The sequence below is a fragment of the Flavobacterium sp. N1994 genome (assembly GCF_025947145.1).
Classification (GTDB): domain Bacteria; phylum Bacteroidota; class Bacteroidia; order Flavobacteriales; family Flavobacteriaceae; genus Flavobacterium.
The window spans coordinates 3,106,299-3,131,831 of sequence record NZ_CP109999.1 but is presented as its reverse complement, the minus strand read 5'-3'; the positions used below and the strand labels follow the sequence as shown (position 1 = coordinate 3,131,831).

General features: G+C 36.3%; 11 protein-coding genes. 2 read left to right on the top strand and 9 right to left on the bottom strand.

The window, feature by feature from the left end; all coding sequences use genetic code 11:
• Positions 1 to 3 precede the first annotated feature (3 nt).
• Positions 4 to 957 (top strand): transketolase family protein, encoded by a 954-nt coding sequence (locus tag OLM53_RS13880; RefSeq protein WP_264520821.1) that lies wholly within the window; start codon positions 4 to 6, stop codon positions 955 to 957.
• Between the two features lie 47 nt (positions 958 to 1,004).
• Here OLM53_RS13880 and OLM53_RS13875 read toward each other — a convergent pair whose 3' ends face one another.
• Positions 1,005 to 2,159: an FKBP-type peptidyl-prolyl cis-trans isomerase gene (locus OLM53_RS13875; RefSeq protein ID WP_264520820.1), complete on the bottom strand. Its 1,155-nt coding sequence runs from the start codon at positions 2,157 to 2,159 to the stop codon at positions 1,005 to 1,007.
• A gap of 80 nt (positions 2,160 to 2,239) precedes the next feature.
• On the opposite strand from OLM53_RS13875, the gene OLM53_RS13870 reads away from it, so the two are divergent.
• Entirely contained in the window at positions 2,240 to 2,620 is a 381-nt protein-coding gene (locus OLM53_RS13870) for an RNA-binding S4 domain-containing protein (RefSeq protein WP_264520819.1), read from the top strand.
• Between the two features lie 93 nt (positions 2,621 to 2,713).
• On the opposite strand, the gene OLM53_RS13865 is transcribed toward OLM53_RS13870, so the two are convergent.
• The 8 genes from OLM53_RS13865 to OLM53_RS13830 all read right to left on the bottom strand — a co-directional run bounded on the left by OLM53_RS13865 (position 2,714) and on the right by OLM53_RS13830 (position 25,498).
• A complete protein-coding gene (locus OLM53_RS13865; protein ID WP_264520818.1) occupies positions 2,714 to 11,926 on the bottom strand; it encodes a lamin tail domain-containing protein in 9,213 nt (3,070 codons plus the stop codon).
• A 239-nt stretch (positions 11,927 to 12,165) separates the two neighbouring features.
• The gene (locus OLM53_RS13860; protein ID WP_264520817.1) at positions 12,166 to 17,127 is read right to left on the bottom strand and encodes a MopE-related protein; all 4,962 of its coding nucleotides are present in this window, start codon (positions 17,125 to 17,127) and stop codon (positions 12,166 to 12,168) included.
• A 330-nt stretch (positions 17,128 to 17,457) separates the two neighbouring features.
• The gene (gene rfbB, locus OLM53_RS13855) at positions 17,458 to 18,504 is read right to left on the bottom strand and encodes a dTDP-glucose 4,6-dehydratase (protein WP_264520816.1); all 1,047 of its coding nucleotides are present in this window, start codon (positions 18,502 to 18,504) and stop codon (positions 17,458 to 17,460) included.
• Between the two features lie 10 nt (positions 18,505 to 18,514).
• Positions 18,515 to 19,792: a nucleotide sugar dehydrogenase gene (locus OLM53_RS13850; RefSeq protein ID WP_264520815.1), complete on the bottom strand. Its 1,278-nt coding sequence runs from the start codon at positions 19,790 to 19,792 to the stop codon at positions 18,515 to 18,517.
• Between the two features lie 53 nt (positions 19,793 to 19,845).
• A complete protein-coding gene (locus OLM53_RS13845) occupies positions 19,846 to 21,237 on the bottom strand; it encodes a UDP-glucose 6-dehydrogenase (protein ID WP_264520814.1) in 1,392 nt (463 codons plus the stop codon).
• Between the two features lie 9 nt (positions 21,238 to 21,246).
• Positions 21,247 to 22,227 carry an SDR family oxidoreductase gene (locus tag OLM53_RS13840; RefSeq protein ID WP_264520813.1) on the bottom strand — a complete coding sequence of 327 codons (981 nt, stop codon included), beginning with the start codon at positions 22,225 to 22,227 and terminating at the stop codon, positions 21,247 to 21,249.
• Positions 22,224 to 24,698 carry a polysaccharide biosynthesis tyrosine autokinase gene (locus OLM53_RS13835; RefSeq protein WP_264520812.1) on the bottom strand — a complete coding sequence of 825 codons (2,475 nt, stop codon included), beginning with the start codon at positions 24,696 to 24,698 and terminating at the stop codon, positions 22,224 to 22,226. Before OLM53_RS13835 ends, OLM53_RS13840 begins: the two co-directional genes overlap by 4 nt.
• Positions 24,699 to 24,709: 11 nt before the next feature.
• Positions 24,710 to 25,498 (bottom strand): polysaccharide biosynthesis/export family protein, encoded by a 789-nt coding sequence (locus OLM53_RS13830; protein ID WP_264520811.1) that lies wholly within the window; start codon positions 25,496 to 25,498, stop codon positions 24,710 to 24,712.
• Between the last annotated feature and the right edge of the window lie 35 nt (positions 25,499 to 25,533).

Sequence of the window (25,533 nt, the reverse complement as noted above, 5' to 3'; positions counted from 1 at the left end):
ACAATGAAAAAATATACCAACACAGGAAGTAAAGATACCCGTTCCGGATTTGGAGCAGGAATGACCGAATTAGGACAAAAAAACGAAAACGTGGTAGCGCTTTGTGCCGATTTAATAGGCTCGCTAAAGTTTGACGATTTTAAGAAAAACCATCCAGAGCGATTTTTTCAAATTGGAATTGCAGAAGCAAATATGATTGGGATTGCAGCAGGATTAACTATTGGAGGTAAAATTCCTTTTACAGGAACCTTTGCTAACTTTTCTACTGGAAGAGTCTATGACCAAATTCGTCAATCTGTAGCCTACTCTGATAAAAATGTGAAAATTTGTGCATCACATGCTGGGTTAACCTTAGGAGAAGATGGTGCCACACATCAAATATTAGAAGACATTGGGTTGATGAAAATGCTACCCGGAATGACAGTAATCAATACCTGTGATTATAATCAAACTAAAGCCGCTACATTGGCATTAGCAGATCATCACGGACCTGCCTACTTACGTTTTGGTCGTCCAGTTGTTCCAAATTTTACCCCAGCAGATGAACCCTTCGTTATCGGAAAAGCGATAATGCTTAATGAGGGAACAGATGTAACTATTATTGCAACCGGGCATTTAGTTTGGGAAGCCTTAATTGCTGCAGAAACTTTAGAAGCGAAAGGGATTTCGGCTGAAGTAATTAATATACATACCATCAAACCTTTGGATGACGAAGCTATTTTAAAATCGGTAGCTAAAACGGGTTGTGTAGTCACTGCAGAAGAGCATAATTTTTTAGGAGGCCTAGGAGAAAGTGTTGCTAGAGTTTTAGCTTTGAACAATCCAAGTCCTCAAGAATTTGTGGCCGTTAAAGATAGTTTTGGAGAAAGCGGAACACCAGAACAACTAATGGAAAAATACAAGCTCAATAATCAAGCTATTGTGGAGGCTGTAGAAAGAGTAATAAAAAGAAAATAGTTACTATAAAAAAAATCCCGCTTAAACTAGCGGGATTTTTTTTTATACTATTGGTCAGAAAAAACAGGCTTAGCTGAAGGATCTAAATATCTTCTTAATCTTGTTGGATCAGTAAAATCTGCAGGATTGTTTGATGTTGGATACCCTAAAGCATTATTAGGTCCAGTGAACTTTCTTGGAACCCCTTGTCTTTCATCTACATAAGGTGTTAACGGATCATCCACAGCAGCTCCATCATAAGGATAATATCTAACAGTGTGTACTGGATCAGTTGGATTTACATAACTTGTTTCACTTCTAGTCGTAAAGTAATCTCCATCATCATCATTATCTAAAAAATTTGGGATTTCATCACCATCGGTATCATCAATATTAGCAACACCCGTAGCTAAAGTCAACATATAACCATCAGGTGTAGTAGGATGTGCTGCATCGGTTCCTATATCTTCTAAGTATGAAGGAATTCCATCACCATCTTGATCAGCTCTTTGAATCTCAAATAATTTAAAACTAAAAATTAGTGGTGAATAAGCAGGAATACCACCCGTTGCATTAGAGTAATAAGCTAAGCCTGATGGTAGAAACATAACTCCAGCTCCATAATCATTATAAGTAACTGTACCATCAGAATTTCCAGTATAACTCCCTGTTTTAAATTGTGGGAATACCTCACTCCAACCTCTAATAACACTTGTTAAACTAAAAAAGTTTTGAGGAGTAACTAATTCTTCAAACTGATTTGATAAAACTGAAGTAATATTTGTTGTAGCATCTGTCGTGCTATAAATATACTCTCCTCTGTAAGCAGTTAATACTCTATCAACATTACAAGGTGATTTACTAGTAGCACCTGAACCTTGTCTCAACTGTAGGTAGTAAATTTTATATGGAATATCAACAGAATTTTGTGTTACAGTTACATTTCTGGTCAAAATTGGGTAAGTCGTTTGATCCCATATAGAAGTATGAGTTATATCTCCTGTTGGAATTAATGTAAAAGTCACATCTTGATCATCTGTTCCTCCCGGGTTACTAACAACTTCCATGTAATGAGTTTTCATAAAAGTTTCAATACTTGCCATATCTTTTACATTCTGCTCTGAATAATCGCGAATAGGCTCTTCACTGCTACTACTCTTCGAACAAGAAACAATAGTCATAGCTATAGTAAAAAGTAATATGATTTTGGATAATTTATTCATTTTTTGTTTGAATTTTAAGCCCGCAAGATACAATATTGATTTATTTTTGTGAACAATTTAACGTTGATTTTGGAAAAAAAATGAGAGTAGATAAATATTTATGGTGTGTTAGGTATTACAAAACTAGAAACATGGTAACGGAAGCTTGTAAAAAGAATCATATCACTGTTAATGGACAAGTGGCGAAGCCATCAAAAGAAGTTTTTCCGACTGACAAAGTTACCTTTCGTAAAGATCAAATTACTTATAGTATAACTGTTTTAGATATTCCTCAAAATCGAGTTGGTGCTAAATTAGTTGATATCTATAGAAAAGATGATACTTCCCCCGAATTATTTGCTCACTTAGAATTATTGAAATTATCAAAAGAACACTATCGGAAAACGGGCACCGGAAGACCAACCAAAAAAGACAGAAGAGACTTAGATGAACTTGATTTTGGATCAGAAGAAAATCAATAAAGTCTTTTAAAAATAATTTTTAGTTTAAAACCTTAACTAAAAAAAAGACCCTCGATTGCTCGAAGGTCTTTCTTATTTATACTAAAGAGTTATTTATCTCTTAACCACCCTAACGATTTCCACACTATCCTCTTGTGATACAACCACGTTGTAAACACCTGAAGGATATCTGTCTCCGATGGTGGTGTTCTCCATATCAGATACATTAACCTCACGTTGTTCTATTAACCTTCCAACCATATCGTACACTTTTACGCCTACAACTGATTTACTTGAAGTGGTAACATCTAACATAAAGTTATTGGCAAATGGATTTGGATAGGCCGAAGCTTTAAATGGCAATTTAACTGTTCTTGATGGAGCAGCTGTGAATAAATCACAAGCTGTTGAATAATCTCCAAACACTCCATTCTGTTTAATAGCTACCGATACATTGTAATTTTTACCTAACTGTGCAATTGAGAATTGATTCAATCTAAAGTTAGAATAAGTAATCACGATTTCTTGTGAGTTGGTAATAGACTCTCCACTAATTTCATCTAACTTCACTTTATAGTTAGGGAAACCTGGGTAAGGTGTAATGTTCAACTGTTGGGTTAACGAAGTTGCAGTTGACAATCCACATTGTGATGGTACTAACGATGTAGTTGGGAAGAATGGGGTTTGAACGATACATTCTGAACCAAATCCTGACCATTGTGTTACACTGTTGTTCAATATACTATACTCTACCGCGATAGAATATTGCGTATTGTAGGCTAACGTAATGCCTTGGAATGCTACTAATGATGAGAATCTACTAGCATTTGGTAAGGAATAGTAATACGTCGGCGTTGGCCCATTATCACTTGTCAATCGAATACGGAAACGGTATCCTGTAGCATAAGCTGCTGGACTCGCTGTAATACCTGCATTCATTGTAGCTACTTGCGAACCACAAGTTGGTGCTGCCAATCCAATTAATGGAATCGATGGCGTTGAAACTGTACATTCAGCTCCATAAGGCGCTTCTACTGGTAAACTAGTTACTGGATCATTGTAAGTATATTTTACAGCTACTTGATAACTTGTATTATACTGTAATGGGAAACCAGCAAATGTGTTAGCTCCCACAAAACGAGTGGCTGAAGAAGAGAAACCATACGTCGGTGTTGGTCCACTATCACTTGTCAATCGAATACGGAAAGTATACCCTGTAGCATTCAATCCGCCATTAGCTGAAATTGTAGAAGATAAACTAGCTAATGTAGCGCCACAACTTGCTGAACTCAAAGTAATCAATTGAACCGTTGGTCCAGTTACTGTTATAGTATTTCCGTAGAACGGAACAACTTCGTCATTAATCACTGCTGATACTTTAATAGTATAGGTAGCACCATATACATGAAGTGATGCTGGAATAGTTACATAACGTGAGGCTTGAATAATATCTGACGAGGTTACATTAGTAGTTACATTAGTGATAGAAAAACGATATTTAATATTCGAAGTTCCTGGATAAGTATATCCTACTGCTGGAATTGCTGTTGACAATGATAATAATGTGGTATTGTTGTATGAAGCTGTCATATTTACAACTACTGGCGCACATCCTTCAGACATTGCTCCACTACAATTATCATCAATGTTGTTATAACATATCTCAGTCACTCCTGGGTTAATAGTGGCAACAGCATCATTACAATCTCCACCTAAAAGACTATAAGCTGGAGCAAGATTAGAACAAGTTACTTGACTAACCGCTGAATTACCATAACCATCACCATCTAAATCTTGATACCATGTTAGAGCACTTACTACAGATACTACTACTGTGGCTGTGTTATCAACTGTACATGGTGAAGTAGCTGATTGTGTATAGGTATAAGTTCCTGCCCCAGATGGAGCTGGTGACCAAGTACCGCCTGTTGCTGGCGAACCTGTTAAGGCACCAAACAACAATCCTGTTGTTAAAGTAGTAGTAGAACAGATAGTCAAAGTACCATTACTTCCTGCACTAGCGGGTAAAGCTTGTTCGGTAACTGTTACTGTAGCTGTATTATTAACAGCACAAGGTGAAATAGCCGTTTGAGTATATGTATAAACTAATCCAACATTTGACCAAGTTCCTCCTGCTGCTGGTGAACCTCCTAAGGCAGCAAATAATTGTGCATTACTTGGTGTTGTACCAGCACAAACGGATAAAGTTCCATTTGTCCCCGCACTTGCTGGGGCTGATTGAACAGTAACCACTACTGTAGCTGTAGCATTAGCACAAGGTGCAGTTCCTGCTACAGTATAAGTATAAGTTCCTGCTATACTTGTTCCTGGAGTAAATGTTCCTAAGTTGCCTCCTGATAATGTAGAAGGGCCAGACCAAGTTCCTGAAGCATCGGGAGTGCCTCCTAATGAACTAAATAAGTTTACTGCTGAACTAGTAGAACATAAAGTAATCGAACCATTGCTTCCTGCATTAGCTGCTGTATTCACAGTGAATGTTTTAGAAGCAGTAGCTGTAACGTTATTACTATCCGTAATCGTAACAGTGTAAGTACCTGCATTAGTAATAGAAGCAGTTGCACCCGTTTGAACTGGAACAGTATCCCATGAATAAGAATAAGGTGCTACCCCTCCCGTTCCTGGTATTGCTGTCCATGTAACAGCAGAATCAGTAGAACATCTAGAGGCTGCTCCTGAAATAGTAACTGAAGGATTGGCTAAAGTAGTAACATTTATTACGTTTGAATTAGCAGAGGTACTTGTTGCTGCAAAAGCACGAGCACGATAATAATAGGTAGTGCTTGGCGTTAATCCAGTTACTGCCTGTGAAGTAGCATTAACGGTTAAATCATTATAACCAGAAACAAAAGAAGGAACAACAGGATTAGTAAACGTATGCGAACCAAGATTTGTTACTACATCAATATTAGACACTGTCCACTCTGTAGCCAAAGTTGGGAATCCTGATGATGGATTAGTAGTTACTCCTCCTATTACAGTTGCTTTTCTTACTAAGGTTTTATCAGTGGTAGCAAAGCCACCAGTAGCGGTCCAACCACCTGCTCCTGGATCTTCTCCTATTCTTCCAAAAATATCCACATTGGCATTGGTTGAAATTTTAAATAAAGCCACGGCGTCATTTCCATTGTAATTAAGAGCACCATTTGATGTCGAAGCACCTGCATATACTGTAGCTGAAGCGTTTTTATAAACTATAGTACTTCCATTGGCAAGAGTACCACTTAAAAGTACATCATTACCTGGAGTAGTTGCTCCATTAGTATAAGATCTTAATCTATAATCGGATAAATTAACCGAAGTACCTGTTCCATTGTAGATTTCAATATATTTATTGTTACTTGAACCTTCTACATACTCTGAAATAAACAAATCTGTAGCATTAGTAATAACACTAAAAGTAGATGATGTACTAACATCTAGTCTATAGCTTGAAGCTCCTGTAACAGCAGTCCAATTGGCAACAAAACTATTAGAAGTTACCGAAGAAGCAGCATTAGCTACTGGTGCCGCAAGTCCACTTGTTAAGAATGAAGCCTCAGCACTATAAAATGAACCAAACCCATTTACAACATAAGCATGATAGTAATAAGTAGTGTTAGGTGTTAAACCTGAAACAGAAGCTGTAAAAGGTCCTGTAGTATATCCTGTTCCTGTTACTTGAGTTCCAGCTCCGTTACTAAATCCAGCAGAAGTACTGTATTCGATTCCGTAAGAACTTATAGCAGAACATCCCGCAACCGTAATATTTCCTGCAAGAATAGCAGCTACTGAAGTGATGCCACTTGGATTTCCTGAAGTAACTGTAGGTGGTGTATTTATACCTGTTCCACTGGCGTCTACATAAACTGTAGTTGCATTTCCTCCACTTACTGGAATTCCATTTATACCTGTTCCTCCATATGATTGAACAGCAGTTGGTGTAAATTTAACATTAATAGTTGTTGATATAGTAGTTCCATAACCACTTATGGTTGCAGTAGCTCCGTATCCACTTCCTGCATCAAAAGTAAATCCAGCCAAAGGACCAATAGTTACAGTACTTCCATCGAGAGTCGTTCCTGATAAAGTAAATGAATTAGCAGCTGTCGTTGTATTGATACAAACACTACCAAAAGGATTAAGCGTTCCAGCACTTAATGTAGCCACTATTGGAGTAAGTGTTGTACCTCCAAGTCCAGTTCCAAAAGCAGTTTCAACATTGTCACCATTACGTGCTTTTAAGCGGAAAGTATAAGTGGTTGAAGAAGCTAAAGGAGAAACTGTAATAGTTGCCCAAGTAGCAGCAGTTTTCCATACTGGACTAGCGCCTAGTGTTCCATTAGCTTGAACATAATTACTAGTGCTTGTTTCCTGAATAGCAAATTCAGTAATAGATGGATTGCTATTAGTAGAAGATCCATCTAATGATATGTCTAAAGAAGTATAATTAGCATTATTTACTACAGGTAAACCTGGCACATTGGCCAAAGTGTAGAAATTGCTTTCACTACCATAATTTGTACCAATAGTATTGGTAGCATAAGCACGATAGAAATATTTTGTATTGATTGACAAACCAGATAGTGTACTAGCGAAAGTTCCTGTTCCTATTCCATCAGAAGTTCCTGTGGTTGGAGCGGTACTTGTACCGTAAGCTACTCCTCTGGCACTAACTGAAGCGCCTCCATCAGAAGTAACATTACCACCAGAAGTAGCTCCAGATGTTGTTATTGCAGAAGCTGTAGTTGTAGTAACTGTAGGTGCAAAAATAGTAGCAGTAGTTGATCCCGTTATAGTAACGTTTTTACAACGTACTGTTTGTCCAGAACCAAGAGTATTACCAGACCCTTTGTATATAAACACTCTAACATACAAAGTTTGAGTATTAGGTACCGAAATTGATAGTCCAGAAAAAGTAGTGGTAACTGCTCCAGTTCCTATAGCAAAAGAAGCTCCGGCAGAAACTGGCGATGTAAAGGATGGACTAAAAGAATAATATACTTCACCTGTTGCTGTTGTAGAAGAAAGGTTATTTGTAGTAGCAATACTTGAAACCACTAAATCATTTCCTGATGTTGGACTAATGGTGAATTGATAGTAATCATTGGCATCTAAACCAGCTGTACCCCAACTATTTGACGAAACACCATTTGTAGTGTAACTCATAGTACCAATTCCTGTGCCTCCTGTTTGAGTACCTCCTGAAACATTACCCACAGTAGTAGCATTAGCATTGGCGGTTAAAAGCCAAGTAGCAGAAGCTGTCTGAGCAATAGCAATAGCGCTACTAGTAACTTGAGGCAAAATACCTGAATCAGCAAATAGTGTATAAGACCCAGCTGCAGAAAGTTGTATATCATTAAAAGTAGCTACTCCTGCAACAGCTGCTTTGGTAGTAGTTCCTGATAATGTTCCAGAACCAGTTGCTTTGGTTAAAACAATATTAGAAGTATAAGTGTCATCAACTGAACCATTTGGTCTACGAGCTTCTACTGTAAACGATGTTAAATTAGTTCCAGTACTTCCTGTTGAAGGTACACCAACAAAAGTAAGGTGGTCAGCAGGTGTAAGTGTTGAAAAAGTAGTTGCAGCACCATAAGTGTAGGTCGTTCCGTCAAAAAGGTAAGCTTTAAAAGTATATCCAGTTGCAGGTGTTAAACCTGTTAAATTAAGTAAATAATTTCCTGTAGTCAATCCTGAAACACTTGAAGTAGTTACTCCTGTTCCACCATTTATTGGATCGCTATTAGTAGCGGTCACTGAATAAACAAACCCTTTTTGAGTAGTAGCCGCAGGGCAGATAGCAAGTGTTCCTACGTTTCCGTTTAATGTGGCTATGGTATTATTTAATGATGTTGCTGCTGAAGATGTTACTACCGCAGTAACATTTATCCCAGTTCCGCTAGCATCTACATATACTGTAGGAGCATTACCGCCACTAACTGGAATTCCATTACTACCTGTACCTCCATAAGATTGTACAAGTGTTGGAGCAAATTTTACATTAATTGTTGTAGCAATAGTACTTCCGTAACCACTAATTGTTGCTGTAGCTCCATACCCACTTCCAGCATCAAAAACAAATCCTGATAGAGGCCCTATGGTTATAGTACTTCCATCAAGAGTACTTCCTGATAAAGTAAATGAATTAGCACTTGAAGTAGAATTAATACAAGCGGTTCCAAACGCTGCAATTGTTCCAGCACTTAAATTTGGCGCAACAATCGTTTGAGCACCCGAAGCACTAGTAGTTCCTGTGATACTATTCCCTACTGAAGTAATTGAAGTATTAGTTAATCCATTTATAGTAATTGTACGGGAAGATATAGCTGTATTAGAAACATCAACGGTTAACCAATAGTAATAATCTCCTACTGATAAACTTTCTGAGGTTGTAAAAGAAATTGTCTCATTACTAGTTGCTGTAGCTTTACTAGAAGAGAAGGAAGCTATTGGAGTATTAGTATCAAAAGTAGAAGAACTTGTTCTCCATAATCTAAAACCGTTAGTAGTAATATCAGATGACACATAAGCTCCAGCCGATCCTGCTGTAACAAAATCAATTTGAGTTATACTAGCTGTACCTCCAGACACAGTAAATTTCGCTTTACTGATTACTGTTGTATTGGTTCCTCTTAAGATATTACCCGCTGCAACTTGTGTTCCATTATCAGCAATAGTAACGGAAGTAGCAGTAATTGTTTGTTGATTTCCTGCTGCAGAACCTGTTATGGTTTGACTAGCTGTGATATCAGTATTCGCTAAGGATGCTGTAAATGTTCTTGCGTTAGTAGCCCCTGAATTAACATCAGCAATTAACAAATAACGTTTTGCTGAACCTCCGGTTAAAGTTTGTACTAAAGAAGTAAACGATAATGGATTTCCATTAGTAAAACTAGCAGAACCAATGGCTGCTGAAATTTCACCTGCATCGGCTACCCCAAAATTAGAAGAATCAACAATTAATCTGAAGTTGGATAAATCAGAAGTTGTTGCTGTACCACTTGTAGCAATACTCGCTGCCGAGAAAGTATAACTTGCGCTACAACTTGATGGTGTTAAAGTAAATCCATATAATACAGCATTATTTGTTCCAGAAGCTATATTGGATGCTGCAGGTGTTCCTGTATTAGCAAGAACAATTTCTGGAGTAACTGAAGTACTTACAGTAATATCAAAAGTAGTAGCTGCATCACTAACATCAATAACTCTAATATAATACGTATTTCCTGAAACAGCGGTATTAAAATCAGCTGTTTCATCACCTCCATTGGTGCTGTTCGCAATTGGAACATTACCTGGACCATCTCCACCAAATAAAGTTAATCTTCCGGCTGTAGAAGAAGGACAAGTTGAAGCATAAACTTCAAAGTCAATATTTTCAGAATTATCTCCAGGGAAGTTGATAGCTATAGTATGCGTCCCTGAACAAGATGGTGTAAAGGAATACCATACATCTCTACTAGTTCCATAATCAGGAGTTGCACTTGCAAAAGTTCCTCCAGAGTTAGTAGTTCCAATACTTAAAACAGTGGCAGTGGCACAAGCATCATTAACTGGTGGCGCTGGTGTAGTGGTAAATTGAACTATACTTCCATAAGTGTACGTAGTTCCATCATATATATAGGCTTTATAAGAATATTGTGTACCATAAGACAAGCCAGTAACTGGTAATGTAAAAGTACCAGCAGAAGCCGATGTAGAAGTTGTTGTTACAAACGTTCCTCCTTGCAATGGATCCGCATCATCAGAAGTTTTAGAATATACAAAACCTCTAGTTGTAGAACTTGGACAAACCCCTAGCCCATAACTACCACTTAAAGTTGCCGTAGTTCCAGCAAATGTAGTAGGACTATTGGTAGTAGCAGTTTGTGTTACAGATGCAATACCTGTACCTGACAAACTACTTGTTGGTGTATTACTTCCACTAGTAGTACTTGTTACCGTTGCTGTAGCTGTTCTAGATCCGCTTGCTGAAGGGTCAAATGTTATAGTGTAGTCAGCAGTTCCGCTAGCAGCAATAGTTGAATTTTGAGTAAAACCACTAATACTAAAATCAGTAGAATTAGTACCACTTATTGCTACTTGAACTCCAGCCGCCGCAACAGGACCTGAATTTGTAATTCTATAGGTTACCGAACTAGTACCTGAATTTGTACATACTGAGCTAAAAGTGCTAGGTGTTCCTGGTATTGATATAGCAAGAACTGGGCTTGAACCTGTAGTAGATGGATTCTGAGCATTTGAATTACCACTCGCGAATTCGCCAACAGTATATTGAGAAACTGCTCTAACTCTATACCAATAAGACGTACCTCCACTCAAACCTGTTACAAGTTTTGAACTTGTTGCTTGACCCGAAACGTATAAATCGTTAAATCCTGAAACCATAGAGGTAAAAGCAGCGTCAGTCGCTACATCTAAACGATAACCTGTTACCCCAGCTACGGTAGTCCAATTTGCTGTAAAACCATTTCCATTAACAAGAGTAGCCGCAGTAGTGGTAGTGGTCGCTGGAATTGGATCCATCAACATATTACTAAAATTAACAGTATTTACCCCTGATGAATTTATACATTTAAAAAAATTAAGAGCTTGTGTAGCAGTTGTTGCAGATTTTTCATCTAATTGTTTGCTAGTCCCTACCCATACATCAAATTTATCATTAGCAACAGATTCTTCACTACCATTTGGAGCTTTATAATTTAATGTTGCCCCACTATTATTAATTACAAATAAAACGGTTTGAGTACCTGAAAAAGTAGTAGCACCATTTGTTGATCCAGCAATATCTCTAACAACAAATTCACCTGCATTAGCAGTACAGTTAAATGCTAATCTTGTATGAAGATCGGCATTAGTTAATGTGGTGTTATTTGAACTAGCGGTAGTCCCTCCTCCAACTGCAAATACCACTGCACTAGTAGATGCACCACTAGAAGCAGAGTTAGCATAATCAAATCTTATCATTAAGGAAGTTGGTGCTCCAAATGAAGCCCCCCTCACTATACCCCATGCATTTGCTGTTCTAGCAAGAGTTAATTTATTACTACCCACAGTAATTGTTGAACCCGCACCAGAAGAAGTAAACCCAGTAAATTGAGCATTTGTTGGAGAAGCTGCAAAATAGGTTCCCGTAGTTTGCACTGAACTAGTTGTTGCTAATGCTGTTGCAAATTGTTGTTGAAATAACTGTCCCAAACTCACATTCCATACCATCAAGAAGAATAGGATTAAAAAATTAGGAAGAATTCCTCTATTTGCTTTTACTTCTTGGCGCGAAATAACAAATAAAGACTCGAGAAGCTTAACGTACTTTTTTACCATGATATTAAAAATTTATGTATTTGACTAACACAAAAATATAGATAAAAATTGTAAAAAATTCAAATAAATATTAACTAATTGTTAACCTATAAAACACATGCATTTTATCGTTTCTATGCGCACTTTATCGATATTTTTTTTTATCAAGTATGTTTATTTCTTACAAAATAAAAATAGCTAAAACAAAAAAAGACCCTCGATTGCTCTAAGGTCTTTTGCATTTATTTAAAGTATATAACTTATCTCTTAACTACCCTTACGGTTTCAATACTATCCTCTTGTGATACAACCACGTTGTAAACACCTGATGGATATCTGTCTCCGATAGTAGCATTCTCTAAATCCGTTACGCTAACTTCACGTTGTTCTATCAATCTTCCAACCATATCGTACACTTTTACGCCTACAACTGATTTACTTGAAGTGGTAACATCTAACATAAAGTTATTGGCAAATGGATTTGGATAGGCCGAAGCTTTAAATGGCAATTTAACTGTTCTTGATGGAGCAGCTGTGAATAAATCACAAGCTGTTGAATAATCTCCAAACACTCCATTTAATTTAATAGCTACCGATACGTTGTAGTTTTTACCTAACTGTGCAATCGAGAATTGATTTAATCTAAAGTTAGAATAAGTAATCACGATTTCTTGTGAATTGGTAATAGACTCTCCACTAATTTCATCTAACTTAACTTTATAGTTAGGGAAACCTGGGTAAGGTGTAATGTTCAACTGTTGGGTTAACGACGTTGGTGTAGCCAATCCACATTGTGATGGCACTAACGATGTAGTTGGGAAGAATGGGGTTTGAACGATACATTCTGAACCAAATCCTGACCATTGTGTTACACTGTTGTTCAATATACTATACTCTACCGCGATAGAATATTGCGTATTGTAGGCTAACGTAATGCCTTGGAATGCTACTAATGATGAGAATCTACTAGCATTTGGTAAGGAATAGTAATACGTCGGCGTTGGCCCATTATCACTTGTCAATCGAATACGGAAACGGTATCCTGTAGCATAAGCTGCTGGACTCGCTGTAATACCTGCATTCATTGTAGCTACTTGTGAACCACAAGTTGGTGCTGCCAATCCAATTAATGGAATCGATGGCGTTGAAACTGTACATTCAGCTCCATAAGGCGCTTCTACTGGTAAACTAGTTACTGGATCATTGTAAGTATATTTTACAGCTACTTGATAACTTGTATTATACTGTAATGGGAAACCAGCAAATGTGTTAGCTCCCACAAAACGAGTGGCTGAAGAAGAGAAACCATACGTCGGTGTTGGTCCACTATCACTTGTCAATCGAATACGGAAAGTATACCCTGTAGCATTCAATCCGCCATTAGCTGAAATTGTAGAAGATAAACTAGCTAATGTAGCGCCACAACTTGCTGAACTCAAAGTAATCAATTGAACGGTTGGTCCAGTTACTGTTATAGTATTTCCGTAGAACGGAACAACTTCGTCATTAATCACTGCTGATACTTTAATAGTATAGGTAGCACCATATACATGAAGTGATGCTGGAATAGTTACATAACGTGAGGCTTGAATAATATCTGACGAGGTAACATTAGTAGTTACATTAGTGATAGAAAAACGATATTTAATATTCGAAGTTCCTGGATAAGTATATCCTACTGCTGGAATGGCTGTTGACAATGATAATAATGTGGTATTGTTGTATGAAGCTGTCATATTTACAACTACTGGCGCACATCCTTCAGACATTGCTCCACTACAATTATCATCAATATTGTTATAACAAATCTCTGTTACTCCTGGATTAATAGTGGCCACAGCATCATTACAATCTCCACCTAAAAGACTATAAGCTGGAGCAAGATTAGAACAAGTTACTTGACTAACCGCTGAATTACCATAACCATCACCATCTAAATCTTGATACCATGTTAGAGCACTTACTACAGATACTACTACTGTAGCTGTATTATTAACTGAACATGGTGAAGTAGCTGATTGTGTATAAGTATAGGTTCCTGCCCCTGTTGGAGCTGGTGACCATGTTCCTCCTGCTGCTGGTGAACCTGTTAAGGCACCAAACAACAATCCTGTTGTTAAAGTAGTCGTAGAACAAATAGATAATGTTCCGTTACTTCCTGCACTAGCTGGTGTTGGCTGAACGGTAACCACTACTGTAGCTGTATTATCAGCACTACATGGTGATGTAGCTGCTTGTGTATATGTATACGTTCCTGCCCCTGCTGGTGCTGGTGACCAAGTCCCGCCTGCTGCTGGAGAACCACCTAAGGCTCCAAACAACAATCCTGTAGTTAAAGTAGTCGTAGAACAAATAGTTAAAGTACCGTTACTTCCTGCACTGGCTGGTGCTGGTTGAACCGTAACCACAACTGTAGCTGTATTATCAACGGTACATGGTGAAGTAGCAGCTTGAGTATAAGTATAGGTTCCTGCACCTGACAAAGCTGGTGACCAAGTTCCTCCTGCCGCTGGTGAACCTGTTAAAGCTCCAAACAACAATCCTGTAGTCAAAGGAGTAGTAGAACAGATCGTTAATGTACCATTACTTCCTGCACTTGCTGGTAAGGCTTGTTCAGTAACAGTTACTGTAGCTGTATTATTAACAGCACAAGGTGAAATAGCAGTTTGTGTATAAGTATAAACCAATCCTATATTAGACCAAGTTCCTCCTGCTGCTGGCGAACCTCCTAAAGCAGCAAATAATTGTGCATTACTTGGTGTTGTACCTGCACAAACAGTTAAAGTTCCATTTGTCCCTGCACTTGCTGGTGCTGGTTGAACCGTAACAACTACTGTAGCTGTATTATTAACAGTACATGGCGAAGTGGCCGCTTGAGTATAAGTATAAGTTCCTGCACCTGCCAAAGCTGGTGACCAAGTTCCTCCTGCTGCTGGTGAACCAGTTAAGGCACTAAACAACAATCCTGTGGTCAAAGGAGTAGTAGAACAGATTGTTAAGGTACCATTACTTCCTGCACTTGCTGGTAAGGCTTGTTCAGTAACAGTTACGGTAGCTGTATTATTAACAGTACATGGTGAAGTGGCAGCTTGAGTATAAGTATAAACCAATCCAACGTTTGACCAAGTACCTCCTGCTGCTGGCGAACCTCCTAAAGCAGCAAACAATTGTGCATTACTAGGAGTAGTTCCTGCGCAAACCGTTAAAGTTCCATTAGTTCCTGCACTGGCTGGTGCTGGTTGAACCGTTACCACTACTGTTGCGGTATTATTACCTGAACATGGTGAAATAGCTGCTTGAGTATAAGTATACGTTCCCGCACCTGCTGGAGCTGGTGACCATGTTCCTCCTATTGCTGGTGAACCGGTTAAGGCTCCAAACAACAATCCTGTGGTTAAAGTAGTAGTAGAACAGATTGTTAAGGTACCATTACTTCCTGCACTAGCTGGAGGTGATTGAACCGTATTTGAAATAGAATTGCTAGTAGCTGTAGTTGAGGATAAAAACGTTCCTCCAGTAACCGTAATGTCAACTGTTACTGCTTGTCCATTAGTTATTCCTGTTGTTGTATAAACATTTGATGAAGAACTTTGTACAGAACTTCCATTTACTTTAAAATTATAAGAAACTGTCCCTCCTCCAACATTAGCAGCGGTAGCAGTAAAAGTTACGCTAGTTCCTAAACAAAATGTATTATCAGCATCGTTACTAACTAAAGAAACTGTTGGTGTATCATTTACCGTTAATACTCCTGTTGAAGCATTAAAACTTGCTGTTTGACCAGCTCCTAAACCAGTAGTTGATAAAGTAGAGGCACTGCTAAGAGCTCCAGGTAAAATAGTGTAGTTACCTCTAGCAGGAGCAGGGCTAAATGCAACACTCAAACCAGAAGTAGTAATTGTAGCAGTATAACCTGATTTTACGACACTTAGTGTTCCTGCTGTAACATTGGTTGCTCCAGTGTAAGTTTTATTATTACCAGAATAAACAACTGTTCCACCATTAACGATTACACCACTTGTATTAATAATATTTCCTGTTAAGTTTAGGGTTCCAGAACCACCATCAAAAGTTACATTACCACCTAAATAAATTTCATTATTAAATGTACAGCTTCCTGATCCAGATAAACTTATTGTTCTAGTGGCTCCACTTGTATTAGGAGCAACATAAATAGAATGACCAACAGTTACTCCATTTATGGCTTGTAAATTAACATTATTCGTTGTTGCAACATCACCAACGTTTAATCCCAAATCTACCCCTCGGTTGCTGGTAGAAGTATTTGTTCCTAAACCAGTTTGAACTCTAACAGTTCCGTTTCCAATTTGTATTTGTCCATTATAAGTATTAGATGAACCATTAACCACTAACGTTCCTGATCCATCTTTTCCGTATTTTGTACCATTATTAGCACCTCCTGTTAAATTTCCACTTAAGGTAAATGATTGTCCAGAAGAAACATCAATAACACCCGCAGAGGAATTATCAATAATATTAATATTTTGTGTTCTTGTTGTAGTTCCAGTCACTGCGAAAGTGGAGGTATTCGCTCCATTCCCGACATTTAAACCTGCCGTCCCTAATGCTGCATTATTTGAAATAGACAAAGTCCCTCCATAAATGGTTGTAGGACCTGAATACGAATTCGTTCCATTAAAAAACACACGTGTATTAGTTTGAACATTTCCTAATTCATCAGTTCCAATATCAATGGGTTTACTAGTTCCAGTTATATTTCCATTAATGGTGATTGTACCGCTTGTATTACTTCCTGCAATTCTTAGAGCAGTAACTCCACCACCTATATCTATAGCCCCTCCAAAAGTAAGGCTTCCTGAATTTTGAGTGGTTATCCAGGATGTTCTTGACCCAGCATCATAAAAATTTACTGTGTTATTTATAGTTTGAGCTACAGTAGACTGACTCAACACCCAACTATTATTAGTACTAAAATCAAATAGACTCACAGGATTACCAGTAATCGTATACGATTTTGCACCTGTAAAAAAAAGTCTCCAAGCACTAAATGGATTACCAGCATCATTGTTACTTGTGGCTAATCCATTCCCTTTCCATTCTAATTGGGCATAAGTAATCCCACCAGAAGTCCAGTTTGAAGTGGTACTCCAATTGTTTCCTGAACCAGTCCATTCTCTAAATACTTGAGAAAAAGAAAATAAAGGAGTTAACAATACTAAATAAAGTAATAATTTTTTCATAATAAGAAAATTAAAAAATTGATTTAAAAAACCTTAATTGTTACATTGTAAATTAAACAATGTGAAATCATGAACAAAAGGAATGTCAGGTTAAAGCAAATTTGGGAGTATAAAACTATAAAATTATATAAACTAAATTACAAAAGGAAACCTTACCACACAAGCGAAAACGTTTTCGTGTTAATAAATTATTGATTTTAAGTTAATAAAGTAAGAAAGCAAAAATAATTACCGGTTAAAATTAGCAAGTCCATAAATACAGGCTTATTGACAAAAAAGCAAAAAAATATCCGCTAAGGCGGATATTTAATATGTTGGAATTAATGAGATTTATTGATATTGCTTTTCATAATACGTTTGATAATCTCCTGAAGTAACGTTTTTAAGCCATTCTTCATTAGACAAATACCAGTCAATAGTTTTTTCTATACCTTGTTCAAAAGTTACAGAAGGCTTCCACCCTAACTCTTTGTTGATTTTAGTAGCGTCTATAGCATAACGTAAATCGTGTCCGGGTCTGTCTTTTACGTAAGTAATTAACTTTTCAGATTCACCTGCTGGGCGACCTAGCTTTACATCCATTTGACGGCAAAGTAATTTTACCAAATCAATATTTTGCCATTCGTTGAAACCACCTATATTATAAGTCTCATGATTCTTTCCTTCATGGAAAACTAAATCAATAGCAATAGCATGATCAATTACAAATAACCAATCACGTGTATATTTACCATCGCCATAAACAGGCAATGATTTATTATTAATGATGTTGTGAATAAATAACGGAACCAATTTCTCAGGGAAATGATTAGGTCCGTAATTATTAGAACAATTTGTAATTACATAAGGCAAGCCATAAGTCTCTCCATATGCTCTCACAAAATGGTCAGAACTCGCTTTTGATGCTGAATAAGGAGAGTTTGGATCATAAGGAGTCGTTTCAGTAAACAATCCCTCAGCTCCTAAACTTCCATAAACCTCATCGGTAGAAATGTGATAAAAACGCTTTCCTTCAAAGTTGTCTTTCCAAATGGTTTTAGCGGCATTCAATAAGTTCATGGTACCAATAACATTGGTTTTAACAAAGGCCAACGGGTCGGTAATAGAGCGGTCAACATGAGACTCCGCAGCCAAATGCAATACGCCATCAAATTGATGTTTTTGGAATAAATCAGTAATAAAATCAGCATCAACGATATCCCCTTTAACAAAAGTGTAATTGGGTGATTGATCAATATCTGCAATATTTTCTAGATTGCCCGCATAAGTCAGGGCATCCAGATTAAAAATTTGATAATTTGGATATTTGGTAACAAATCGTCTCACTACGTGAGAACCAATAAAACCTGCACCACCTGTAATTAATATCTTCTTCATAAATTTAAAATTATAATCTTCCGTCTGCTTTTTCGTTTAATACTCCTTTTACATCAAATAGAACCCCATTAGATTTTTTCAGTTTAGATAAATCAATAGTGGTAAATTCCTTGTGAGCTACACCAAGAACAATAGCATCAAATGTTGCTGAAGGAAGTTCATTTGTAGTAGTTAATTTATATTCATGTGCTACCTCTGATGGTTTAGCCCAAGGGTCAAATATGGTTACTTGAATTCCATAATCCGCCAAAGCATGCACTACATCCACAATTTTGGTATTTCGAACATCGGGACAATTTTCTTTGAAGGTGATTCCTAACATTAATAATTGGGCACCGTTAATAGTAATGCCTTTTTTAATCATCAGTTTCACCACTTGTGAAGCCACGTATTCTCCCATACTATCATTCAGTCGTCTTCCGGCTAAAATAATTTCGGGATGGTATCCTTTTTCTTGTGCTTTTTGAGCCAAATAATAAGGATCTACACCGATGCAGTGTCCTCCAACTAATCCTGGTTTAAACGGTAAAAAATTCCATTTAGTACCAGCAGCTTCTAATACTGCATGGGTATCAATTTCTAACAAATTAAAAATCTTAGCCAGTTCGTTTACAAAAGCAATATTGATATCTCGTTGTGAATTTTCAATCACTTTTGCTGCTTCTGCAACTTTTATAGAGGGAGCTAAATGCGTTCCAGCTGTAATAACTGATTTGTATAACTCGTTCACTCTTTGTCCAATTTCTGGAGTAGAACCTGAGGTTACTTTTAGAATTTTTTCAACCGTATGTTCCTTATCCCCTGGATTGATTCGCTCTGGAGAATATCCCGCAAAGAAATCAACATTGAATTTTAATCCGCTTACTCTTTCCAATACAGGAATACATTCTTCTTCTGTAACTCCGGGATAAACTGTAGATTCATAAATAACAATATCTCCTTTTTTTAAGACTTTACCAACTGTTTCACTTGATTTATATAAAGGTGTCAAATCAGGTCTATTGTTTTTATCCACTGGTGTTGGAACCGTTACAATGTAATAATTACAGTTTTGAATATCTTCAATAGTACTACTGCAATATAATCCGTTTGCATTACTACTTGAACTTACCAATACCCCTTTCAAAGTGGATTCGTCTATTTCTAACGTAGCATCATTTCCTGCATTTAATTCTTGAATTCTATTTTGATTGATATCAAAACCAACTACAGGATATTTTGTAGCAAATAATCTTGCTAGTGGTAACCCAACATATCCTAATCCAATAACTGCTATTTTAATATTCATGAGATTTTTTTAACTAATTGATTTAAAAAAGGGAATTAAATATACTTATTAAATTAAACACCAATAGATTGATATACAAATCCTATTGATTTCATATGCTCAGCATCCAATAGATTTCTTCCATCAAAAACAAACGCTGGTTTTAGCATACTGTCGTATATTTTTTGCCAGTCGTAGTCTTTAAATTCATCCCATTCTGTTAGTATAGCAATAGCGTGGCCGTTTTTACAAGCATCATAAGGGTTATCATACGAAGAAATGTGTTTCTCGTTTTCTGATGGCTTTCTTGTTTCTAGATAATCTAAATCGGAAAGCACTTGTTTTTGAGAAACTTTTGGGTCAAACAAAGCAATTTTTGCTTGTTCGTTAATCAAATCGTCAGCCACATAAATAGCAGCAGATTCTCTAGTATCATTAGTATCTTTTTTAAACGCCCATCCTAAAAAGGTTATTTTTTTTCCTGAAACCGTATTGTATAATGTTTGCACAATATTTTTAGAAAAGCGACGTTTTTGGTGATCGTTCATGATAATAACCTGTTCCCAATAATCCGCTACTTCATTTAGTCCAAATGCTTTTGAAATGTATACTAAATTTAAAATATCCTTTTGAAAGCAAGAACCTCCAAATCCTACTGAAGCTTTTAAGAACTTCGGTCCGATTCTACTATCCATTCCAATTGCTCTGGCTACTTCATCAACATTAGCTTCTGTTTTTTCACACAATTCAGAAATAGCATTGATAGAAGATACTCGTTGCGCTAAAAAAGCATTTGCCACTAATTTTGACAATTCTGATGACCAAACATTAGTGGTTAATATTCTCTCTCTTGGCACCCAGTTAGCATAAACATCAACCAAAGAAGCTATAGCTTTTTGTCCTTCAGGTGTATTTTCTCCTCCAATTAAAACTCGGTCTGGATTCAATAAATCTTGAACAGCCGTTCCTTCTGCTAAAAATTCAGGATTAGAGAGAATTTGAAATTGAACTCCGTTTCCAGTATTATCTAATATACTTTTTAATGCTTCTGCCGTTCTAACGGGTAAGGTTGATTTTTCAACAATAATCTTATTGTTTTTCGCAACTCTGGCAATTTGACGCGCGCAAAGTTCGATATGTTTCAAATCGGCTGCCATTCCTTTTCCAGTTCCGTAGGTTTTGGTTGGAGTGTTAACTGAGATGAAAATTAAATCTGCTTCATCAATAGCTTTATCCACTTCGGTAGAAAAAAATAGGTTTTTCCCACGAGTGCCAGCTACCATCTCGTTTAATCCAGGTTCGTATATCGGAATATTACTAACGTCTTTGTCATTCCACGCAGCAATTCTAGCTTCGTTTAAATCAACTACAGTAACTTTAATGTTTGGGCATTTTTGTGCTATAACGGCCATCGTTGGTCCACCTACATACCCTGCGCCAATACAGCAAATGTTTTTAATTTTCATTCTAATATTTTATTTTAAATTATCCCAATACCATTTCACAGCTTCTTTTAAGCCCTCTTGAAAAGAATATTTGGGAGCATAGCTTACTAATTTTTTTGCTTTATCAATACTTGCCAAAGAATGCGGAATATCGCCAGCTCTATTGGGTCCGTGTATCACTTTAACGTTAGCTATTTCAGCATCAAATTCGGATAAATACTCTTTCAAATAAGAAACCATATCATTTAAAGTGGTTCTATCACCAAAAGCGGTATTGTAAACGGTATTAATAGCTTCCTTATTTTGAGTCAACATCGCTAATTCATTCATCTGAATCACATTATCGATATAGGTAAAATCTCTTGAAAAATTACCATCTCCATTGATAATCGGACTTTCATGCTCCATTAACTGCATTACAAATTTAGGAATAACAGCCGCATAAGCCCCATTAGGATCTTGCCTTCTTCCAAAAACATTGAAATAGCGCAAACCAATAGTTTCTATACCATAAGTAGTACTGAAAATTTCAGCATATAATTCGTTTACATATTTTGTAATAGCATAAGGAGAAAGAGGTTTCCCAATTTTGTCTTCCACTTTTGGTAAGCTTTCCGAGTCACCATAAGTAGAAGAACTGGCGGCATAAACAAATCTTTTAACCCCTGCATCTCTCGAAGCTACCAGCATATTTAAAAAACCAGCAACATTTACTTCATTTGTAGTTATAGGATCGTTTATGGAACGAGGAACCGAACCTAAAGCGGCTTGATGCAACACATAATCAACTCCTGCAACTGCTGCTCTACAGTGTTCTAAATTCCGGATATCTCCTTCAATTAATTTAAAATGATCCAATTTTAAAAATGGGGCAATGTTATGCCTATGTCCTGTAGCAAAATTATCCAAACAAACTACAAAATATGCTTTAGATAAGAAATACTCACAAAGATTAGACCCAATAAATCCAGCTCCTCCGGTAATTAATATGGTCGTTTTAGCTCCTATCATTTACCTAATTTTTTTAATATTCGGTATTTCCATTTTGCAAAAAATGCTGTAGGCTCTTCATCTTCATGGTATCCGCTTCCGTAACCATAGCCATAACTATAGCCATAACCGTAACCGTAGCCATAGCCAACGCCATATTTGGCTTTGTTTTCATATCCATTAAATATGATACTCACATTATTAAGTTCGCCACGTTTGGTTCTATTATTTAATAATGTTAGCATTTCTTTTTTGGTAAAATTTTGACGCACCACATACAAAGTAACATCACAATATTGTGATAATTCTAATGCATCCGAAACTAGTCCAACTGGTGGTGTATCCAAAATGATATAATCATACTTTTTCTTTAATTCCGCAATCAATTCTTTCATCGTATCGCCAAGAATCAATTCGGAAGGGTTTGGAGGAATCGGTCCAGAAGTTATAACATCAAGATATGGAATGTGGGTTTTTTGAATTACCTCATCTAACGTTTTCTGACCAATTAAATAATTTACAGCACCCAAATCATTAAGAATATTGAAATCGTCAAAGATTTTTGGTTTTCTTAAATCCAATCCAAGAATAATCGTTTTCTTTTCGCTCAAGGCAAAAACAGTAGCTATGTTTAAGGAACAGAATGTTTTCCCTTCACCACTGACGGAAGAGGTTAACATTAATGTCTTCGTCCCAGAAATACTTTGCTTTTTATATAAAAATTGAAGTGACGATCGAATAGCTCTAAACGATTCCGAAAGGGCCGATTTAGGTCTTTCAAACACCGACAAATTACTTTCCGAATGTTTAACTCCAACAATTCCGATTAATGGCAATTGAGTTTGTGATGAAATATCTTCAATGTTTTGCACTGAATTGCTAATAAAGAAGATAAAAAACACTAATACCAGCGGGATGATTATTCCCATGAAGAAAGCCAAAACATAATTCACACTAGTTTTTGGACCTAATAGTCCGCCACCAACATCTTTAGCTGGATCTATAATTTGAATATCTGGTAAATTCGCTGCTTTTACAATAGAGGCTTCGCTCCTCTTTTGTAAAAAAGTATTATAAATGTTATCACTCAAATTATATTTCCTAGACAACTTTAACCATTCTTGTTTGTTTTCCGGTAGTTTGCTAATTTCAGCTTCTACAACACTTATTTTTTGATTGGCTAAATTCAAATCATACAACAAGGCATTTCTATAGGAATTAATATTTTCAAGCAATACTTTCTTAACCGATTGTATTTCATTATCTATTCTTTCATAGTACACCTCTCCTTTAATAGAATAGGCCAATTCAGATCGTTGTATCGATAATGAAATCAATTTAGAAACATTGGTATTAATGTTAGGTTCTTCAATCCCTGCAACGGTTGGCGCTGGTAATTTCGAAAAATCAACACTGCTTTTTAAATAGTTTTTTAAAGTGTTTAAGTAAGCAATCTTTCTTTCAACATCGTCTTTCTTAGTATCATAATCTAACAGACGTTGTTTATAATCTAAGCCTCCTTGCTCAATGTCGATTATGTTATTATTCTTTCCGAAATCCTTTAACTCATCGCCTGAATTTTTCATTATCTTTTCCATAGAAAGCAATTGCTTATCAATGAAATTAATGGTGTTTTCAGCAAATTTATTTTTATTGTCTAATTGTCTTTTTATCAATACTTCAACAGTAGCATTCAAAAAATCAACCATTCTGTTTTTGTTGTTTCCTTGCACACCTAGTTTAAGAATGGAGCCTGCTTTTTCATCCATAGACACATTAATTCCCATACAGTTAGACACTGTTTTATCGAAATTATTGAAACGAACGGAGATTTCTTCACCAATATTCCCAGTATCCGTAAAAGTAGATGAATTTAGCCTCCAATGAAGAAAGGGTAAATTTACGTCTTCTCCTACCCTACATATTTTTTTAAACTCTTTATTAGGAACAGGAATTGTAGTAATCTTGTTGTCTGAATACCGAATAACTGGCACTAAAGTAGCATGAAATGGGATAGTAATTTGATAAGTCTTATCAGATATCATTTTTACTTTTACAAACTGCTCCAGTAACTGAAATTGATTTTTATCTGCAACAACTTTAAAAGGAATCTCACCATAGACATCTTTTAAGAAATACTTAGTTTGTAATAAATAGTCAATATACAATTGCTTATTATCTACCACAATCTCGTTATGTGACCTTGATTTAAGCGTTGTAGAAATCATCTGAACTTTATCAGAAGTTCCGCCCCAATTGAAGACTAAACTGGTATTAGAAGTAAAAAAAGGATTGTTTTCCTCTTGAATGGTTATTGTAGTTTCAACACCATAAATTTTTTGTTTCCTAACGTTTACTTGATGCGCTATAGAAAAGGCAATGATTAATGCAATAACAAACCACTTCCAATAGCTCAAAGTCTTAATTAAAAACCCTTTGAAGTCAAAACTATTTTGTTGGTCAAAAAAAGTAAAATCTTTTACGTCTAACATGAAAAATGGAATTAGTTTCTAAGTAACAAATAGGTTGTTGTTGCTAATGATAACAAAGTAATTATGGTAGTAAGTGACTCTATACCTGTTTTCCCTGTTCCCCATGTTTTTTGTTTCAAGGGCTTAACATAAATGTAGTCGTTGGGTTGAAGGTAGAAACAAGGTGAATTAACGGCTTTACTATCTGTTAAATCTATAGTAAATGTTTCACTTCCTTGAGGATATCTTCTAATTACTTTCACATCCTTTCTGTCGCCAGTAATTGCAATATCACCAGAATTAGCAATAGCTTCCATGATATTTACTTTGTCTTGATACAAAACTTTAGTTCCGGTAGTACCCACTTCCCCATTAATAGTATATCTAAAACCAGCCTGTTTAACGGTAACAAAAATACCAGCCTCCGTTTTAAAATATTGATCGTGAAGCATTTTCTCCACTTTAACTCTTACTTCTTCAATGGTAAACCCTAAAACATTAATTTCTCCTAAGATGGGCATTCTAATATTACCATGATCATCAACAGAATAACCATTAAAGTAACTACTTTGCTCACTAGCTACCATAGTATTTTGAGCTCCAGAAGTATTAAAGATTTCAACTAATTTAGGATCTATTGCTTTTATAGTAATCAGTAAGATGTCATTAGTTTGAAGACGATAAGGTTTTTGATTTGAGGGTGTAACCGTTTGAGGGTTGGTGTCGTTTTTATCTTGTAAATAAATCAAATCCTTTTTAGGGATACATGAAGTGACTAAAATACTCAATAGCAGTAATAAATATATTTTGGGTTGGTTCATTATTTTTAATAAAAAATTAGCAAACAAAGATAGTT

Coding starts and splice junctions, on each gene's coding strand:
- OLM53_RS13880 (WP_264520821.1), top strand. CDS start 4: ATGAAAAAATATACCAACACAGGAAGTAAAGATACCCGTTCCGGATTT.
- OLM53_RS13875 (WP_264520820.1), bottom strand. CDS start 2,159: ATGAATAAATTATCCAAAATCATATTACTTTTTACTATAGCTATGACT.
- OLM53_RS13870 (WP_264520819.1), top strand. CDS start 2,240: ATGAGAGTAGATAAATATTTATGGTGTGTTAGGTATTACAAAACTAGA.
- OLM53_RS13865 (WP_264520818.1), bottom strand. CDS start 11,926: ATGGTAAAAAAGTACGTTAAGCTTCTCGAGTCTTTATTTGTTATTTCG.
- OLM53_RS13860 (WP_264520817.1), bottom strand. CDS start 17,127: ATGAAAAAATTATTACTTTATTTAGTATTGTTAACTCCTTTATTTTCT.
- rfbB (WP_264520816.1), bottom strand. CDS start 18,504: ATGAAGAAGATATTAATTACAGGTGGTGCAGGTTTTATTGGTTCTCAC.
- OLM53_RS13850 (WP_264520815.1), bottom strand. CDS start 19,792: ATGAATATTAAAATAGCAGTTATTGGATTAGGATATGTTGGGTTACCA.
- OLM53_RS13845 (WP_264520814.1), bottom strand. CDS start 21,237: ATGAAAATTAAAAACATTTGCTGTATTGGCGCAGGGTATGTAGGTGGA.
- OLM53_RS13840 (WP_264520813.1), bottom strand. CDS start 22,227: ATGATAGGAGCTAAAACGACCATATTAATTACCGGAGGAGCTGGATTT.
- OLM53_RS13835 (WP_264520812.1), bottom strand. CDS start 24,698: ATGTTAGACGTAAAAGATTTTACTTTTTTTGACCAACAAAATAGTTTT.
- OLM53_RS13830 (WP_264520811.1), bottom strand. CDS start 25,498: ATGAACCAACCCAAAATATATTTATTACTGCTATTGAGTATTTTAGTC.